The following is a 17361-nucleotide window of genomic DNA, read 5'->3' as shown; positions in this document are numbered from 1 at the left end:
CACGGTACCGTCGGGCCGTGGACACCGCACAGGACTTCGTCAGCACCGACGGCAGCCCGCTCGCCCTCTACCTCGCCATCCCCGCCGGCACCGCGCCGACCATCGTGCACGACGCGGTCCCGGCGGGGTCGTCCATTCTGGAGCTGGGCAGCGGCCCGGGCCGGCTGACCCGGGTGCTGGTCGCCTACGGCCACCCGGTCACCGCCGTCGACGACAGCCAGGAGATGCTCGACCACGTCACCGGCGCCCGCCGGGTCCGCGCCGACCTGCACGAGATCGACCTCGGCGAGACGTTCGACGTGGTGCTCGGCGCGAGCCACCTGATCAACCAGCCCGACCCGGCCGCACGAGCGGCCCTGCTGCGGGTCTGCCGCCAGCACGTCGCCGGCGACGGGGTCGTGCTGCTGGAGCGCTACCCGCGCGACTGGGCGGCGAACGCCCGCGACGCCGAGAACGAGGCCGGCCCGGTCCGCCTGACCCTCGAGGCGGGCGAGTACGCCGGCGGCGTCCGCTCGGCCGCCATGACGTACCGGCTGGGGACGCGGTCGTGGCGGCAGGAGTTCACCGCGACCGACGTCGGCGATGACCAGCTCACCGCCGAGGCCGCCGCCGCGGGCCTGGCCTTCGACGGCGTCCTCGACGACGCCGGCACCTGGGTCAGGCTGCGCCCTCAGGACTGACTGAGCACCGCCTCCTGCAGCAGGTCGACGGCGCGCAGCGCGGCCGGGTGCTGGGCGGCGGACTTGCGGACGGCGACGTGGATGCGCCGCACCGGGGTGGGGGCGACGACGCGCACCGTCGTCACGCCGGGCGGGAGGTCGCGGATGCCCAACTCGGGCACGACGGTGAGCCCGATGCCGGTCGCGACGAACGGGATGGCCGTGCGGTAGTCGTGCGTTTCGACCGCGAACTCCGGCGAGAAGCCGGCCTCGGCGCAGGCGCGCAGCAACACTCGGCGGCAGGCGCCGTCGTTGAGGTCGTTGTCGATCCAGCGCCGCGCGGCCAGCTCCGCGAGCGCCACCTCGCCCCGTCCGGCCAGCGGGTCGTCGGTGCGCACGACCGCGAGGTACGGGTCGTCGACCAGGTGCCGCACGTCGGCCCCCGGCGGCGGCGTCCACTCCGGCCGCTCGACGAAGATGTCGACGTCGGGCTCGTAGCTGTCCGGCAGCTTCACCTCCGTCATCCGCAGGTCCAGCCGCAGCTCCGGGAACTGCGCGTGCAGGGCGGCGACGACGGGCGGCAGCCAGGCCGCGCCCGCCGACGCGAAGTAGCCGATCGACAGGCTGCCGACCCGGCCGGCCCGCAGGTCGCCGACCAGCCCGTCGAGCCGGCTGAGCGCCTCGAACAGCGGCTCTGACTCGGACGCGAGCGTGCGCCCGGCGGCGGTCGGCTCGATGCCACGGCCGGCGCGGTCGAGCAGCCGCAGCCCGGTCTCGCGCTGCAGCGCGGCCAGCTGCTGGCTGACGGCGGACGGGGTGTAGCCGAGCGCGTCGGCGGCGGCCCGGACGGAGCCGGTGGCGACGACGGCGCGGAGCAGGCGGAGGCGGGGCACGTCCAGCATCTCCCGATCGTACAGCGTTGCTTAACGTTGAGATGGAAATACGTGCTTGTGCTGTCGAATCCCGCGCCGCACCATGGCAGGGTGACGCAGACCCTCCCGGCCCCCCGGCCGCGCCCCGCCTCACCGAGAGCCGCAAGGCCGCCGTCGCCGCCGCCGTCACCGTCGTGCTCTGGGCCTCGGCGTTCGTCGCCATCCGCGACGTCGGCCACACGCTGTCGGCCGCGCCGCAAGCGCTGATCCGGCTGGCCGTCGCGTCGGTGGCGCTGACCGCGATCGTGGTCGCGACCCGTGGCCGACGGGTGATCCCGGTGCCGCTGTCGCGGCGGACGTTCGGGCTGATCACGGCCTGCGGCGTGCTCTGGCTGGCCGGCTACACCGTCGCGCTCAACGCCGGCGAGCAGCACGTCGACGCCGGCACCGCGGCACTGCTGGTGAACGTCGCGCCGCTGCTCATCGCGTTCGGCGCCGGGCTGTTCCTCGGCGAGGGGTTCCCGCGTGCACTGATCGCCGGCTCGCTGGTGGGGCTGAGCGGCGTCGCGATCATCTCGCTCGGCTCCAGCGGCGACCGCGACTGGCTCGGCGTCGCGCTCTGCCTGCTCGCGGCGGTGCTCTTCTCGGCCGGCGCGCTGATCCAGAAGGTCGTGCTGCGGGTCACCGACGGCCTGACGACGACCTGGCTGGCCTGCCTCGTCGGCACCGCGGTGCTGCTGCCGTGGACGCCGCAGCTGGTGTCGGAGCTGGCCGACGCCTCGCTGAGGGCCATCCTGGCCGCGGTCTACCTGGGCCTGTTCCCGACCGCGATCGGCTTCACGACCTGGGCGTACGCGCTCAAGCGGATGGACGCCGGCCGGCTCAGCGCCACCACGTACGTCGTCCCGACGGTGTCCGTGCTGATGTCGTGGGCGCTGCTCAGCGAGGTGCCGACGGAGTTCGGCCTCATCGGCGGCGCCATCAGCCTGGTGGGCGTCGCGATCTCCCGGCGCCGGCGCCGCGCCTGAGAGAGGATCGAGGCATGCACCTCGATCTCAGCGGGCGAACAGCACTGGTCACCGGGTCGACGCAGGGTATCGGGCGGGCCATCGCGGCCGGGCTGGCCCGGTCGGGCGCGCGGGTCGGCGTCAACGGGCGCAGCGCGAGCACCGTCGACGACGCGGTCGAAGGGCTGCGGGCCGACGTTCCCGGCGCGGACGTCGTCGCGGTCCCGGCCGACGTCGCGACCGAGGAGGGCGCGGCCGCCGTCGTCCAGGCGCTGCCCGGCGCCGACATCCTGGTCAACAACCTCGGCATCTTCGAGGCGACGCCGGCGCTGGAGATCACCGACGCGGAGTGGCGGCGGTACTTCGAGGTGAACGTGCTGGCGGCGGTGCGCCTGACCCGCGCCTACCTGCCCGGCATGCGGGCCCGCGGCTGGGGCCGGGTGCAGTACATCGCCAGCGACTCCGCCGTCGTCATCCCGGCGGAGATGATCCACTACGGCATGACGAAGACGGCGCTGCTGGCGGTCTCGCGCGGCTTCGCGAAGGAGGCGGCCGGCAGCGGCGTCACCGTCAACAGCGTCATCGCCGGGCCCACGCACACCGGTGGCGTCGAGGACTTCGTCTACCAGCTGGTCGACCGCGACCTGCCGTGGGACGAGGCGCAGCGCGAGTTCATGCGCCTGCACCGGCCGCAGTCGCTGCTGCAGCGGCTGATCGAGCCCGACGAGATCGCCAACCTCGTCGTCTACCTCAGCTCGGCGCAGGCGTCGGCGACGACGGGCGCCGCTGTGCGGGTCGACGGCGGCTACGTCGACTCGATCCTGCCCTAGAAACGCCCTGGCCGCGTCAGCCGCAGACGCGGGTGACCAGGCGGACCAGCTCGACCATGGTCGCGCCGTCGAGCGGGTACCCGTCGGGCAGCTGCGTGACGCCGGACGAGACGGTGTACTCGACCCGGCCGTCGTCGCCGGTCATCGTGGCGGCGGCGGCGCAGTCGTCGACGGTCCAGGTCAGGTCGACCTGGGTGCTGCCGTGGCCGGACAGCGAGATCGGCAGCTCCGGCGGCGTGGCGGTCATGCCGGGCGCCATCGGCACCATGCGGAGCACCTGTACCGACCGGCCGGAGTAGTTGAGCAGCCGCAACGTCACGGTGAGCGAGGCATCGGTCCGCGTGAAGGACACCGGGGCGACGAACTGGGCCATGCCCGCGCCGAACTCGCACTCGGAGGTCCACAGCATCGCGATGCCGCCGTAGTCGGCCTGCTGGTCGGCCGCGACGGTGCGCTCCTCGCCGCCGGCGTCGCGGATGCGGACGAGCAGCTCCGTCGGCGGCGCGGCCTCGCAGTCGGCGACCAGCCCGTCCTGCCGGACGCTGACCCAGTCCCCCACCGGCGCCTCGACCGGCGACATCGGCTCGGTGTCCGCGGCCGCCGCGAAGCCCGCCGCCTCGATGCCGACGATCTCGACCGGCTGGGCGCCGATATTCATCAGCTGCAGCTCGATGCGGGTACCGGCCTCGCCGCCCTCGTCCGGCGTCCAGTTCTGCGCGCCGCTGACGATGCCGACGCGGGCCAGCTCGGCGGCGTCGTGCCGGGAGTCGGCGATGACCGCGCCGAGCAGCCCACCGGCCACCAGCGCCACGACGGGTATCGCCCAGCGTCGCCAGTGGCGGGCCGGCCGCTCCCCCGGCTCGTCGGGCGGCTCCGGCCCATGCCCGACGACGCCGAGGTCGAGAACGTCGTCGTCTCGACCGTCCCCTGCCGTCATTCCAGGATTGTCGCCGGACAGGACCGCCCGGACAACCGGGCCAGCGCGACGAACCCCTGCTCCGGGAGGACGATGATCTGTTCGGTCTCGGCGCCGTCGTGGAGGATGCGCACCGCCATCGACCCGCCGGACGCGCTGAGCGCCGTCTCGCAGTCGCTCACCGTCCACGTGGTCTCGACGGCGACGCTCTCGCCGGCCGGGATGGCCAGCTCCGTCGCGTCGGTGGTCAGCGCGAAGCCCGGCGCCCGGGCGGCGATGGCGCCGAGGCTGAGGTCGTCGGGCCCGTCGTTGGCCAGCTCGAGCCCCAGGACGACCTCGGCGTCGCCGGTGCGGATCACGGCGCTGTCGCGCACCTGCAGCCCGAACTGATAGGGCGCCTGGCACTGGAGGTACCAGAAGCCGCGCAGGCCGTCGTTGTTGTCCGGCGGCGCCATCTCGGTCAACTGCTCCTCACCCGACTCGGCGCGGGCGCGCACCCGCAACCCGTCGGGCAGCGCGCCGGTGCAGTCGACCTCGATCCCGCGCTGGACGTAGGTCACCCAGGCGCCGGGCTCGGCCTCCACCGGCTCGCCGGGCTCGGCGCCGTCGGCGAGCGTCATGCCCTCGACCTCGATGCCGACGATCTCGACCGCGCGGTCGCCGGCGTTGAGCACCGTGACGGTCAGCTCGCCGTCCGGCCGCTCGCCACCCAGGATCACCGGCTGCACCTGCCCGCCGAACAGCTCGACCCGCGAGTGGACGGTCGCGTCCTCGCGCGCGTCGGCCACGACCAGGCCCACCACCCCGCCGACGACGAACGCCAGCGCGACGGCGGCCCAGCGCCACCGGCCGGCCCGCCGGCCCGGCCGGTCCGGCGACGACTCCGGCGGCGGCTCCGGTGGCTGGCCGCCGCCGCCCACCACGCCCAGATCCAGTGGCTCGCCAGGCGTCGTCATGGCGCGCTCGGGCAGACGCGGTCGGTCAGCAACACCAGCGCGGCCTGCGCGGCGGCGTCCATCGAGTGGTAGTCGCGCGACGTCTGCTGACCGCTGTGCGCGTAGACGATCTCCGGGTCGGGCCACTGCCGCGCCAGCCGGCAGTCGGTGACAGTCCAGGTCAGCGGCATGGTGACGGACTCGTCGGGCGGCAGCTCGAACGGAAGCTCGGGTCCCGCGGCGGCAAGGCCCGGGGTATCGGTCTCCAGCGCGGACACCTCCATCGGCACGGTACCGGGGTTCGAGAGTCGCACTTCGATGGTGACGCTCTCGGCGGCGCTGCCCGTCACCGTGGCGGCGATCTCGGGGAACAACAGCTCGGCCGGCTGGCAGGTGTATCGCCACGCGTCGCTGACGCCGCCGTACTCGGGCATGCCGTCAGCCTCGACCACCCGCTCGGTGCCGCCCGCGTCGCGGACCCGGATCCGCAGGCCGTCGACGTCGCCGACCTCGGCCTCGCAGTCGAAGACCAGGCCGCCCTGACTCGCGGTCACCCACTCCCCGGGCGGCGCCGCGAGCGGCTCGGCCGCCTCCTCGCCGGGCACGACGGTCGTGCCGTACGGCTCCAGCCCCAGGATCTCGACCTCGTGGTCGCCGATGTTGAGCACGCTGAGCTGCAGCCGGCCGGGCGACTCCTCGTCCGCCCGCTCGGTCACGTTGGTGACCGACCCGCTGACCAGCCGGACGTCGGCGTACCCGGCCGCGTCGTCGCGGGTGTCGGCGACCACCAGCCCGAGCACGCCGCCGGCCACGAAGGCCAGCGCGACGCCCGCCCACCGCCACCGGTTCGACGACTGCCGCGGCCGCTCCGGCGGTTCCGCCGCCGACTCCGGGCCGCCCACCACGCCCAGATCCAGTGGCTCGCCTGACGCCGTCACGGCGCGTCCCCGCAGACGCGGTCGGTCAGCAGGACGAGCGCGGCCTGCGCGGGGGCGTCCAGCGGGTAGGTGCCGAGCGACGCGTCGTAGCGACCGACCCTGTAGACCACCTGCGGATCGGGCCACGTCCTGGCCAGCCGGCAGTCGGTGACGGTCCAGGTCAGCGGCACGCCTACCGACTCGCCCGGTGGCAACTCGAACGGCAGGTCGGCGCCCGCGGCGGCGGCCACCCCGGGCGTGTCAGTCTCCAGCGCGGACACCTCCATCGGCTCGGTGCCGGGGTTCGAGAGGCGCACGTCGATGGTGATGCTCTCGGCGTCGCTGGCGGTGACCATGGCGCCGATGTCGGGGTAGATCTCCGCCGCCGACTCGCACCCGTACCGCAGCGCGTCGCTGACGCCGCCGTACTCGGGCATGCCGTCGGCCTCGACCACTCGCTCGGTGCCGCCTGCGTCGCGGACGCGGATCTGCACGCCGTCCTCGGCGTCGACCTCGGCGTCGCAGTCGACGATCAGCCCGTCCTGCCGGGCGGTCACCCACTCGCCGGGCGGCGCCGTGAGCGGCTCCTCCTCCTCGGCGCCGGGCTCGACGGTCGTGCCGTGAGGCTGCAGCCCCAGGATCTCGACCTCGTGCTCGCCGAGGTTGAGCACGGTGACCTCGATCTGGCTGGGCAGCACCTCGTCCGCCTGCCCGTAGCTGCTCATGACCATCCCGCTGACCAGCCTGACGTCGGCGTACGCGGCTGCGTCGTCGCGGCTGTCGGCGACCACTAGTCCCAGCACGCCGCCGGCGACGAATGCCAACGCGAGGAACGCCCACCGCCACCGGCCGGACCCCTCGCGGGACGGAGCCTCAGCCGGCTCCAGTTGGTCCACCGCACCCACCACGCCGAGGTCGAGCGGCGCTTCGTCCCCGTGCCTCATCGATGAATTGTCTCTGGGTAACGACCTCCATCACAAGGCCGCGGGCTCGGCCTCAGAGTCCTCTCATCTCGACCTGTCACCATCGGACCGTGCCGAATCTGCTGGTCATCACGAACACACGCGCGGGCAGCGCTGGGGACGACGCGGTCGAGACGGCGCTGGGCGTGCTCCGCGCGGGCGCCGGCGAAGTCGAACTGGCCGATCTCGACCCGGACGAGCTGCCGGACGCGCTGAAGCGGCACCCGGACCACCGGCCGGTCGTCATGGGCGGCGACGGCTCGGTGCACCTGCTGGTCGCGACCGCCCTGAGCCTCGGCCTGCTGGACCGGCCGCCGTTCACATTCGGGCTGGTCCCGCTGGGGACCGGCAACGACTTCGCCCGCACGCTCGGGCTGCCGCTGGACCCGGCCCGCGCCGCAGAGGTGGTGCTGGACGGCCGGCCGCGCGACCTCGACGTGCTGACCGACGATGCCGGCGGCGTGGTCGTCAACGCGGTCCACCTGGGCGTGGGCGCCGAGGCCGGCCGGCGGGCCGTCCCGCTGAAGCCCCGGCTGGGCCGGCTGGCCTACCCGGTGGGCAGCGCGGTCGCCGGCGCGTCGACCCGCGGCTGGCCGCTGCACGTCACCGTCGACGGCGAGCTGCTGGCCGGCGGCGACCGGCGCTCGCTGATGGTCGCGCTCGGCAACGGCGCCACCATCGGCGGCGGCGCGCGGGTGACGCCATCGGCCCGCCCCGACGACGGCCGGGTCGACGTCGTCGTGTCCTTCTCGACCGGTCTGCAGGCCCGGCTCGCGTTCGCCGCCGCGCTGGTCCGCGGCCGGCACCCGGAGCGGCACGACGTGCTCGAGGCGCGCGGCCACGCGGTGACGATCGAGGGCGGGCCGGTGCCGCTCAACGCCGACGGCGAGCTGTCCGAGCTGACCGGCGCCCGGACGTGGACGGTGCGCCAGCACGCGCTGCGGGTGACCGTCTGACTCACAGGTCGGCGGTGAGCACCTCGGACATCGTCGCGGTGTCGCCGTCCACCTTGCCGGTCTCCCAGCGCACCCGGGCCGAGCCGTCGGTCAGTTCCAGCGTGGCCAGCGCGTTGTCGAACCGCGGACCGGCCTCGATGGACCAGCGCACGGGCGGCTTCGGCACCCCGGCCAGCCGGGCCAGCACCGTCCCGACGAGGCGGGCGACGGCGAACGCGGCGGCGCCGTTGAGGTAGCGCAGCGTCCGGCTCAGTGGGTTGCGCACCGGCGAGCAGACCAGCTGGTACACCCGGCTGGTCTGCGAGGTCCGGCCCGGGTAGGCCAGCCGCGCGCCGTAGGAGTAGTGCACGTCGCCGGAGAGGAAGCCGACGGTCCGCGGCCGCCGTCCCTCCGGACCGGTCGCCACCTCCGTCACCAGGTCGGCCATCGCGGTGAAGGACCGGCCGAACGCCGCCCAGTGCTCGAGGTCGACCCCCTGGCGCACCGTCTCGGCCGCCCGCGCGAACCGCGGGCCCCATGCGCCGGCCGCCGTCGCCTCGTTCCACGCCTCCAGATCGTGCAGCCCGCGCGGCAGCAGGTACGGCAGCGACGTGCCGATGAAAAGGTGCTCGACGTGCTCGGTGTCGCGGACGCGGGCGGCGATCCAGTCCCACTCGGCGTCGTCGACGATCGCCCGCTTCTCCGGGTCGAGCACCCGGCCGCAGCGCGAGTCGATCATCACCAGCCGGGCCGGGCCGATGTCGCGGGTGAAGCTCCACCGGTATGACGCCGGCTCCTGGTCGGCCCGCCAGGCGAACTCGTCCAGCACGGCGCCGGCGTCGCCGGACACCGACGTCACGGCGGCCAGCACCGGGTCGGCCGCCCGCTCCGACGGCGACAGGTTGCCGGCGTGCTGGTAGAGCCAGTACGCGGCGATGCCGCCGGTGATCCGGCGCCGCCACCACGGCTGGGCGGCCATCTTCTCCCGCCAGGCCTGCGAGGTGTTCCAGTCGTCGCGGATGTCGTGGTCGTCGAAGATCATCGCGGCCGGCACGGTCGACAGCAGCCAGCGCACCGCCGGGTCGGTCCAGGCCAGCCGGTAGAGGTGGGCGTACTCCTCGAAGTCGGCCACCTCGGTGCCGGGCGGCTCGGCGACGTCGCGCCGTTCCCGGATGAACGCCCGCATCGCCTCGGACGTCTCGTCGGCGTACACCTGGTCGCCGAGCAGCACCAGACCGTCGGGCCGCTCCGCCTCGTCCGCGCCGGCCAGCGTCAGCGCCAGGGCACGCAGCGTGTCGGTGCCGAAGCGGCGCCGGTGCTTCGCATCGTGCGGGACGCTCATTCGGCAGGAGCCGAAGGTCAGCTGCACCCGCCCGTCCCCGTGGGTGCGGATCACCGGCGGCGGGAACGGCGACCCCAGCTCCGGCCACACCGACTCGCCGTCGACCTCGACCGCATAGGGCGTCGACGTGCCCGGCTCGAGGTCGTCGACGGCGACCAGCGCGTAGTGGTGGCCGTGGACGGTGAAGGTGTGTGCGGTCGCGCCGAGGACCCGGACCGTGGCCGGGCGGTCGGTCTCGACCCAGATCAGGGCGGACGTCCGGTCCACGTGGCGCAGCATCGGCCCGAGGACGAGCGTGGCCGGCAACGGCGCCACCTCCGTGGAGTTAGGGTCTGATCCGTGCCGTCTGCCCGGATTCATACCCTGCTGGCCGTCGTTCTCACCCTCGTCCTGGCCGGTTGCGGCCAGACCGTGACGTCGACGGGCGACGAGCAGGAGATCGTCGCCGACGCCCGCGCGCTCTCGGGCGTCGACGACGTCACCGTCCACTATCTCGATCCGGACGGCGAGGAGCACGACGGCTTGCCGGACGATCCCACGGGCTGGACGCTGCGCCTCGACATAGTCCACGACGTCGCGCTGAGCGCCGGGTGGGCGGTCGAGGCGATCGACGAGCTGCTGGCGGACCGGCCGGAGCCGGCCGCGCCGCGGCTGGAGATCTGGCTGAACCCGGTCACGCCGGCCGAGGCGGAGATCGCGGTGCGCGCGTACCCGCTGCCCGCGACCGGCGACCCGGTGAGCGACGCGTACGTGTTCGCCGGCACCCCCGGTGTGGTGCGCGCGGTGTTCGACGGCGAGACCGCCGACGTGCGGGTGGCCGACGAGGCCGACCTGCCCAAGGTCGCCGACGTCGCCGCCGTCCACGGCGCCGGGGTCGACGTCGTCCGCACGCTCGACGACACCGCGGAACTGGCCGTCGCCGACGTCGCTCCGCGGCCGCCGTACCTCCCGAGCGGCGACGGCGGCGGCTGGCCCGCCGACCCCGCGGCGCCGGCCTGCGACCCGGCCGATCTGCGGCTGGAGCTGACCGGCTCGGACGCCGCGCTGGGCTCGCGGTACCTGTTGCTCGGCGCGACCAACACCGGCGCCGCGCCGTGCGCCGTCCAGGGCCACCCGTCGGCGGGCTTCCGGACGCTGACCGAGCAGCTGCTCGCCGTCGCCGTCGTCCCGTCCGTCGCCGCATCCGCGCAGGCGCCGCGGGTGGTCGTCCCGGCGGGCGGGCGCGCCGTCGCCATGCTGGACTGGAACGCGATGCCGACGGCCGGCAACCCGGACCTCACCTACGAGGTGCTGGTCGCCGCGGCGCCGGGTGGCCCGGTCACCGAGCTGCCGCTCACCTCGCTCGTCGTCGAGGGCGGCGGCACGCACGCGTACGTCGACATCGTCGACGGAGGCGAGGTCGCGGTGACGGAGTGGCGGCCCGACGGCGCATCGTTCTGACCCTGTTCCGGCCGAGGAAACCTCAGCGATACGCGAACATCACGCGCGCATCGATCGGGGTCAATAGGCTCGCAGACATGACCGCCGGCGCGCTCGCGCAACCCGATCTCCTGCCCACCGACGACGTCGCCCGCTTCGCCGAATCCTTCGCCTGCCTGGCCGACCCGACCCGGGTCCGGCTGCTGCACGCCGTCGCCACCGCGCCCGCCGGCCGGACGGTCGGCGAGCTGACCGAGCGCCTCGGCATCAGCCAGTCCACCTGCTCCCACCACGTCCGCAAGCTGGCCGAGATCGGCTTCGTCCACGTCGACCGCGAGGGCCCGTTCACCCGCGTCACGGTCAACGAGGCGTGCATCATCGGGCTGCCGCACATGGCCGACGTCGTCATGGGCGCGCTGGCCACGCGGCCGCGGCACCCCGAGGACGTCCCCGCCGGCATCGCCGTGCGCGAGCTGCGGCTGGACGACTGGCCGGCGGTGCGCCGCATCTACCAGGAGGGCCTCGACACCGGCATCGCGTCGTTCGACACGACCGTGCCGCCGAGCACCCGGCTGGCCGCCCGCTGGCTGCCCGGGCACCGCTGGGTCGCCGAGCTCGACGGCGTCGTCGTCGGCTGGACGACGGTCGCGCACGCGTCCGAGCGCGACCCGCTGCGCGGCGTCGGCGAGACATCGGTGTACGTCGATCGGGCCTACTGGGGCCGCGGCATCGGCAAGGCGCTGCTGTTCCGCCAGGTCACCGCCGCCGACCGCGCCGGGCTGTGGACGCTGCAGACGTCGGTGTTCAGCGTCAACCGGGCCGGGCTGTCGCTGCACCACCAGGCCGGCTACCGCACCGTCGGCGTCCGTGAGAAGTTCGCCCGCCGCGACGGCGCCTGGCACGACTGCATCCTATTGGAGCGGCGCGCGGCCGGCCGCGCCGTCCCACCCCAGCGGTCCACACCTTGACATGATCGGTTCGCCCTCCCTTCAATGGCCGTGGGACGCTCGGCGGCCGTGTGGAGGGGCGAGACCATGCGCACCAGTGAGCTGCACGTACTCCCCTGCGGAGACCACGCGATCCTGGTCGAGTTGGCCGGCCTCGAGGACGTCCTCGCCCTGAACGCGGCGCTGCGCGACCACGAGCCGGCCGGGCTGGTCGACGTCGTGCCGGCGGCCGAGACGCTGCTCATCATGTTCGACCCCGGGGTGACGTCGGCCGAGCGGCTCACCGCCGACCTCGCCCACCTCCCGGACGAGCGGCCGGACGCCGACGAGCCGCCGCTGGTCGAGATCCCGGTCGGCTACGACGGCCCGGACCTCGACGCCGTCGCGGCGGCCACCGGGCTCTCCGCCGCCGAGGTGGTCCGCCGGCACTCGGGCGCCACCTACACAGTCGCGTTCACCGGGTTCGCGCCCGGCTTCGCCTACCTCACCGGGCTCGACCCGCAGCTGGTACTCCCCCGCCGCGACGACCCGCGGACCCGGGTGCCGGCCGGCTCGGTCGCCATCGCCGACCGATACTCCGGCGTCTACCCGCGGTCCGGGCCGGGCGGCTGGCACCTGCTCGGGCACACCGACGCGGTGCTGTGGGACCTGGACCGGACGCCGCCGGCGGCGCTGCTGCCGGGCACCCGGGTCCGCTTCACGGACGGCCGCCCGTGACCGACCCGATCGACCTCAACTGCGATCTGGGCGAGGGCTTCGGCGCCTGGTCGATGGGCGACGACGCCGGCCTGCTCGCGGTCGTCAGCAGCGCGAACGTCGCCTGCGGGTTCCACGGCGGCGACCCGACGATCATGCGCGGGATCTGCGAGATCGCCGCCGCCCGCGGCATCACCGTCGGCGCGCACGTCGGCTACCGCGACCTCGCCGGGTTCGGCCGCCGCGAGATCGCCATGCCGGCCACCCAGCTGGCCGACGACGTGCTGTACCAGCTGGCCGCGCTCGACGGCATCGCGCGGGTCGCCGGCACCCGGGTCCGCTACGTCAAGCCGCACGGCGCGCTCTACAACACCATCGTCGGCGACGCCGAGCAGGCCGCCGCCGTCGTCGACGCCGCCCGCGCGTACGACCCGGCGCTGACGATCCTCGGGCTGCCCGGCTCGGAGGTGCTGCGCATCGCCGCCGTGCACGGGCTGCCGACCGCGGCCGAGGCGTTCGGCGACCGCGCCTACCACGCCGACGGGCGGCTGGTGTCGCGCCGCCGTCCGGGCGCGCTCGTCACCGACCCCGACGAGGTGGCCGCCCGCTGCCTGCAACTGGTCACCACCGGCGAGGTCACCAGCATCGAGGGCGAGGCGGTCGCCGTCCGGGCGCGGTCGCTGTGCGTGCACGGCGACACCCCCGGCGCCGTCGGCCTGCTGCGCCGGGTCCGCGAGGTGCTGACGGAGCACGGCATCCCGATCGCCGCCTTCGCATGACGATCGGCGACGCACCCGTGCTCGAGGTCGTCGAGCCGGGCGTACTCGCCATCGTCGAGGACCTGGGCCGGCCCGGGCTCGGCGCGCTGGGGGTCGGGCGGGCGGGTGCGGCGGACGAGGAGAGCTTCCGGCTGGCGAACCGGCTGGTCGCCAACGCCGAGCGGGCGGCCGCCGTCGAGTTCGTTCTCGGCGGGCTGGTGGTCCGGTTCCGGCGGACGGCGACGGTGGCGCTGACGGGGGCGCCGGCGGACGTGCGGGCGGGTGGGCGGGCGGCGGCGTTCAACGCGCCGTTCGCCGTCCGGGCCGGCGAGGAGCTGCGGATCGGGCGGCCGGCCCGCGGGCTGCGGTCGTACCTGGCGGTGCGCGGCGGGCTGGGCGTGACGCCGGTGCTGGGGTCGCGGTCGTGGGACACGCTGGCCGGCATCGGGCCGCCGCCGCTGCGCCCCGGCGACCTGCTGCCGCTGGCCGGCGACGTGGACGGCGAGCCGTGCGTCGACGTCGCCCCGATGCCGCCGCCGGTGCCGTCACCCGCCGGTGAGACGACGCTGCGGGTACTGCCGGGGCCGCGGGCGGACCGGTTCACGGACTCGGCGCTGGACACCCTGTTCGGCACCGCGTACGAGGTGACGGCGGACAGCGACCGGGTGGGCCTGCGGCTGGCTGGCGCGCCGCTGCGCACCCGCGACGAGGGCGAGCTGGCGCCGGAGGGCATGGTGACGGGCGCGCTGCAGGTCCCGCCCAGCGGCCGTCCGGTGCTGTTCCTGGCCGACCACCCGGTGACCGGCGGCTACCCGGTGATCGGCGTCGTGGCGGCCGCCGACCTGCCGCCGGCCGCGCAGCTGCGGCCCGGCGACGCGGTGCGGTTCAGGCCGACCGCTCCCGCCGCTGCCGGCGCGCGGCCCGGCCCCGCTGCAGCAGCGCCGGCAGCACGTTGGCATCGACCACGTCGCGGGTGATGACGACCCGGGCGACGTCGTCACGCGACGGGACCTCGTACATGACGTGCAGCAGGACCTCTTCGAGGATCGCCCGCAGCCCACGCGCGCCCGTGCCGCGCAGCAGCGCGAGGTCGGCCACCGCCTCGACGGCGTCGTCGGTGAACTCCAGTTCCACATGGTCCAGCTCGAACAGCCGCTGGTACTGCTTCACCAGCGCGTTGCGCGGCTCGGACAGGATGCGGATGAGCGCCGCGCGGTCCAGCGGCGCCACCGTCGTGATGAGCGGCAGCCGGCCGACGAACTCCGGGATCAGCCCGAACGTGAGCAGGTCGTCCGGCATCACCCCGGCCAGCGGGTTCGCCGCCGCCGGAAGCGTCGCGAGGTCCGCCCCGAAGCCGAGGCCGCGCCGCCCGGTGCGGGCGTGGATCACGTCGTCCAGCCCGGCGAACGCCCCGCCCACGATGAACAGCACGTTCGTGGTGTCGATCTGGATGAACTCCTGACCCGGGTGCTTGCGCCCGCCCTGCGGCGGCACACTGGCCGTCGTCCCCTCGAGGATCTTCAGCAGCGCCTGCTGCACGCCCTCACCGGACACGTCGCGGGTGATCGAGGCGCTCTCGCTCTTGCGGGCGATCTTGTCGACCTCGTCGATGTAGACGATGCCCGTCTCGGCCTTCTTGACGTCGTAGTCGGCAGCCTGGATCAGCTTGAGCAGGATGTTCTCGACGTCCTCGCCGACGTAGCCAGCCTCCGTCAACGCGGTGGCGTCGGCGATGGCGAACGGCACGTTCAGCATCTTCGCCAGCGTCTGCGCGAGGTACGTCTTACCGCACCCCGTCGGGCCGATCAGCAGGACGTTCGACTTGGCCACCGTCACGTCCGACGACGGCGCCCGCACCCGCTTGTAGTGGTTGTAGACCGCGACCGCGAGGGCCTTCTTCGCCGCGTCCTGCCCAACGACGTACCGGTCGAGGAACTCGTGGATCTCGCGCGGCTTCGGCGGGTCGACCAGGTCGGCTGCGTCGTCCATCGCGGGGTCGTCGGCCATCAGCTCGTTGCACAGCGCAACGCACTCGTCGCAGATACAGACGCGGGCCGGACCCGCGATCAACTTCGTCACCTGCTTCTGGCTCTTGCCGCAGAAGGCGCACGTCATCAACGCTCAGCCCCACATTTCAGATGTTCTGACCATCTGGATGGTAGGCGCTGATGGTACGGCTCCCCCTGCCGCATCCCCAGGAGCCACCCCGGCCCGGCGTGTTGGCACTCAAGAGCCCTGCTGGAGGGTCCGCTTGGCGTGCGTGCCCAGCCCGCGCGAGGCCGCCACGCCGAACGCGTCGCCGCCCTTCGCCTTGCGGTCGTCGGTGCCCCACTGGCGGTTCCGCGGCACCGGCATCAGCCGCGGGACGTGCTTGGAGCAGTGGATGTAGGCCTCCTCGACGTGCACCGTCACCCACCGCTCAGGCCGGCGGCCGGGCACGTCGGCGTCGACCGGCTCCTCGGGGTGCCGTTCGGCGAACTCCGACGGCGACAGCAGCGCCGCGCCGCCGTTGACGTGCAGGCCGACGAGGTCGCGCACGAAGTCCATGAACAGCAGCCCGACGTGACCGTTCTCGACGATGTTGCCGGCGCTGGCAATGACGCCGTTGCCGCGGTACTCCGGCCAGGCCAGCGTCCGCGGGTCCAGGATGCGGACGAAGCCCGGCGGGCCGGCGCGGAACGTGACGTCGCACTCGCCGCCGCCGTCGGCCGATCCGACGAACATCATCTCCATGCGGCCGACGAACTCGCGCATGTGGCTGTTCAGGTGGTCGCCGACCTGCTCACGGTAGAAGCGGTCGGCCCGTTCGCGGCTGCCGCTGACCTCCTGCAATGCGTGCTCGCCGGCCGATCCGGGTCGTTCCTGCGCAGCATGATCCATCTGTTCTATCCTCCACGTCCCCCGCCCCCGGGTTGTGTGACCCACCATGATCGCCCACCCACGGTGATCTTCGGTAGCCAATTGCCACAATTCGGTCACTCGGCCTCCAGGACGAGCGCGAGCAGCGGCGGCCAGCCGGGCCGCCGCCAGACCGGGCTGGCCTCGCCGGCCACCACCCAGCCGCGCGCCTCGTACCAGCTCACGACAGACGCGGCCGGGCCGATCGGGAGCACGTCGAGACACGGCGCGAGGTCACGGTCGCGCATCCAGCCGACCGCGGTGTCGAGCAGCCGCTCGCCGAGGCCCCGGCGCTGCCGGTCCGCCGCGACGAACAGTCGCCCCACGACGGCGCAGTCCTCGACCGGCCGCCCGTGCGCTGTGCTCCAGGCGTCCTGCAGCACGGTCCCGGCGCCGTGGTCGGTGGTCGCCGCCGCCCCAACGCTGACGTGCCCGGACGGCCGTCCGTCGTAGGCCTCGTCGGCGGCATCCGCGGCGACGAAGGCGACCAGGTCGGACGGCGTCGCGATCCAGGCGGCCGGGTCGTCGGGCAGGACGTAGGGGTAGCCGGTCGCCTCGTGGTCGCGGGCCAGGATGGCGGCCAGGGCCGGCACGTCGGCCGGCGTGCGGGGGCGGATCGTCACCGCCCCACCGTAAGTCGGCGCCGCTCTCACGACATCGTCACGTCACGCTCGACGACGGGGCGGCCGTGCCGGCGGCACGCGGCGGCGATCGTCCGGCCGACGTCGTGGGAGCGGCGGCCCCAGAGGCTGAGGTCCAGCCGCTCGCCACCGGCCAATTTGATCCGGATCACGCAGCGCAGCACGAACGTGTCCGTGTGGTGGCCGACCCGCACCGACGCGAACCGGTCCCAGGGCCACGTCCGCACCCCGGCCGCCGCCGACGAGTGCACCAGACCGTGCTCGCGCACCTCGACGTACTCGGCGGTCCCGGCTCGCAGCGCCTTGACCAGCAGCCGTCCACCGTACAGCCCCAGCACGGCGGCGAGCACCCAGTAGACGGCCCGGTCGATCTCGCCCTCGGCCAGCGTCATCGCCTCGACGGCGCACAGCACGCCGCCGCCGGTCACCAGCGCGCCGAGCAGCAGCCGCCACCCGTTGCGCTCGTCGTGGCGCACGAGCACGCGCCCGAGCCCCGCGTCGTGGGTCATGCCCCGAGCACACCACCGCGGGGTGACGGCCGAGGGACGGGCCGCTGAACAACGCGGGCGTGTCCGACGTCGCCACAACCGGCAGCGCCGTCCGGGTGGATTCGAACGCCTCGACCCG

The 17361-nt window shown here is 74.3% G+C and carries 19 protein-coding genes; 9 read left to right on the top strand and 10 right to left on the bottom strand.

Features of this window, described 5'->3' with window-relative positions; translation table 11 throughout:
- Positions 1 to 17 precede the first annotated feature (17 nt).
- Positions 18 to 680, top strand: coding sequence for a class I SAM-dependent methyltransferase (locus BLV05_RS36620; RefSeq protein ID WP_052762536.1), 663 nt, complete (start codon positions 18 to 20; stop codon positions 678 to 680).
- Here the strand turns inward: BLV05_RS36620 and BLV05_RS20355 are convergent.
- The gene (locus tag BLV05_RS20355; protein ID WP_046769251.1) at positions 671 to 1561 is read right to left on the bottom strand and encodes a LysR family transcriptional regulator; all 891 of its coding nucleotides are present in this window, start codon (positions 1559 to 1561) and stop codon (positions 671 to 673) included. The genes BLV05_RS36620 and BLV05_RS20355 overlap by 10 nt on opposite strands.
- 32 nt (positions 1562 to 1593) lie before the next feature.
- Between BLV05_RS20355 and BLV05_RS20350 the strand changes: the two genes are divergently transcribed.
- Both BLV05_RS20350 and BLV05_RS20345 read left to right on the top strand, forming a co-directional pair.
- Complete coding sequence (locus tag BLV05_RS20350; RefSeq protein ID WP_083421349.1) at positions 1594 to 2559, top strand: DMT family transporter; 966 nt, start codon at positions 1594 to 1596, stop codon at positions 2557 to 2559.
- 14 nt (positions 2560 to 2573) lie between these two features.
- Positions 2574 to 3368: an SDR family NAD(P)-dependent oxidoreductase gene (locus tag BLV05_RS20345; protein ID WP_046769249.1), complete on the top strand. Its 795-nt coding sequence runs from the start codon at positions 2574 to 2576 to the stop codon at positions 3366 to 3368.
- 16 nt (positions 3369 to 3384) lie between these two features.
- Here BLV05_RS20345 and BLV05_RS20340 read toward each other — a convergent pair whose 3' ends face one another.
- From BLV05_RS20340 to BLV05_RS20325, 4 genes are read right to left on the bottom strand one after another with little or no spacing between them, the layout of a single operon-like run.
- Complete coding sequence (locus BLV05_RS20340; protein ID WP_046769248.1) at positions 3385 to 4305, bottom strand: hypothetical protein; 921 nt, start codon at positions 4303 to 4305, stop codon at positions 3385 to 3387.
- Positions 4302 to 5240, bottom strand: a complete 939-nt coding sequence (locus BLV05_RS20335; protein ID WP_152690784.1) for a hypothetical protein — start codon at positions 5238 to 5240, stop codon at positions 4302 to 4304. Before BLV05_RS20335 ends, BLV05_RS20340 begins: the two co-directional genes overlap by 4 nt.
- Positions 5237 to 6157, bottom strand: a complete 921-nt coding sequence (locus tag BLV05_RS20330) for a hypothetical protein (protein WP_046769246.1) — start codon at positions 6155 to 6157, stop codon at positions 5237 to 5239. Before BLV05_RS20330 ends, BLV05_RS20335 begins: the two co-directional genes overlap by 4 nt.
- The gene (locus BLV05_RS20325) at positions 6154 to 7080 is read right to left on the bottom strand and encodes a hypothetical protein (RefSeq protein ID WP_046769245.1); all 927 of its coding nucleotides are present in this window, start codon (positions 7078 to 7080) and stop codon (positions 6154 to 6156) included. The genes BLV05_RS20330 and BLV05_RS20325 overlap by 4 nt, the downstream gene beginning before the upstream one ends.
- Before the next feature lie 89 nt (positions 7081 to 7169).
- Here BLV05_RS20325 and BLV05_RS20320 point away from each other — a divergent pair, with 89 nt between their 5' ends.
- Positions 7170 to 8054: a diacylglycerol/lipid kinase family protein gene (locus BLV05_RS20320; protein WP_052762535.1), complete on the top strand. Its 885-nt coding sequence runs from the start codon at positions 7170 to 7172 to the stop codon at positions 8052 to 8054.
- Position 8055: 1 nt separating this feature from the next.
- Here the strand turns inward: BLV05_RS20320 and BLV05_RS20315 are convergent, their stop codons facing one another.
- Positions 8056 to 9681: an alkaline phosphatase D family protein gene (locus BLV05_RS20315; RefSeq protein WP_197683226.1), complete on the bottom strand. Its 1626-nt coding sequence runs from the start codon at positions 9679 to 9681 to the stop codon at positions 8056 to 8058.
- A gap of 33 nt (positions 9682 to 9714) precedes the next feature.
- Here BLV05_RS20315 and BLV05_RS20310 point away from each other — a divergent pair, with 33 nt between their 5' ends.
- The 5 genes from BLV05_RS20310 to BLV05_RS20290 all read left to right on the top strand — a co-directional run bounded on the left by BLV05_RS20310 (position 9715) and on the right by BLV05_RS20290 (position 14172).
- Positions 9715 to 10815 carry a DUF4232 domain-containing protein gene (locus BLV05_RS20310; RefSeq protein ID WP_082155282.1) on the top strand — a complete coding sequence of 367 codons (1101 nt, stop codon included), beginning with the start codon at positions 9715 to 9717 and terminating at the stop codon, positions 10813 to 10815.
- Between the two features lie 77 nt (positions 10816 to 10892).
- Entirely contained in the window at positions 10893 to 11762 is an 870-nt protein-coding gene (locus BLV05_RS20305; protein WP_046769243.1) for a helix-turn-helix domain-containing GNAT family N-acetyltransferase, read from the top strand.
- 81 nt (positions 11763 to 11843) lie between these two features.
- Positions 11844 to 12458 carry a 5-oxoprolinase subunit B family protein gene (locus tag BLV05_RS20300; RefSeq protein WP_046769302.1) on the top strand — a complete coding sequence of 205 codons (615 nt, stop codon included), beginning with the start codon at positions 11844 to 11846 and terminating at the stop codon, positions 12456 to 12458.
- Positions 12459 to 12466: 8 nt separating this feature from the next.
- The gene (locus BLV05_RS20295) at positions 12467 to 13216 is read left to right on the top strand and encodes a LamB/YcsF family protein (protein WP_046769301.1); all 750 of its coding nucleotides are present in this window, start codon (positions 12467 to 12469) and stop codon (positions 13214 to 13216) included.
- Complete coding sequence (locus BLV05_RS20290) at positions 13213 to 14172, top strand: 5-oxoprolinase subunit C family protein (protein ID WP_063932560.1); 960 nt, start codon at positions 13213 to 13215, stop codon at positions 14170 to 14172. The genes BLV05_RS20295 and BLV05_RS20290 overlap by 4 nt, the downstream gene beginning before the upstream one ends.
- On the opposite strand, the gene clpX is transcribed toward BLV05_RS20290, so the two are convergent.
- The 4 genes from clpX to BLV05_RS20270 form a co-directional block, all read right to left on the bottom strand.
- Positions 14081 to 15310, bottom strand: coding sequence for an ATP-dependent Clp protease ATP-binding subunit ClpX (gene clpX, locus BLV05_RS20285; RefSeq protein ID WP_152690783.1), 1230 nt, complete (start codon positions 15308 to 15310; stop codon positions 14081 to 14083). The two genes, BLV05_RS20290 and clpX, sit on opposite strands and share 92 nt — an antisense overlap.
- Before the next feature lie 111 nt (positions 15311 to 15421).
- Positions 15422 to 16075, bottom strand: coding sequence for a pyridoxamine 5'-phosphate oxidase family protein (locus BLV05_RS20280; protein ID WP_046769242.1), 654 nt, complete (start codon positions 16073 to 16075; stop codon positions 15422 to 15424).
- A 95-nt stretch (positions 16076 to 16170) separates the two neighbouring features.
- Positions 16171 to 16716, bottom strand: a complete 546-nt coding sequence (locus tag BLV05_RS20275; RefSeq protein WP_052762534.1) for a GNAT family N-acetyltransferase — start codon at positions 16714 to 16716, stop codon at positions 16171 to 16173.
- A gap of 26 nt (positions 16717 to 16742) precedes the next feature.
- Entirely contained in the window at positions 16743 to 17243 is a 501-nt protein-coding gene (locus BLV05_RS20270) for a hypothetical protein (protein WP_046769241.1), read from the bottom strand.
- Between the last annotated feature and the right edge of the window lie 118 nt (positions 17244 to 17361).

Origin of the sequence: Jiangella alkaliphila, from assembly GCF_900105925.1 — a bacterium.
GTDB classification, from domain to species: Bacteria; Actinomycetota; Actinomycetes; order Jiangellales; family Jiangellaceae; genus Jiangella; species Jiangella alkaliphila.
This window is presented reverse-complemented; position numbering and strand designations above follow the sequence as displayed.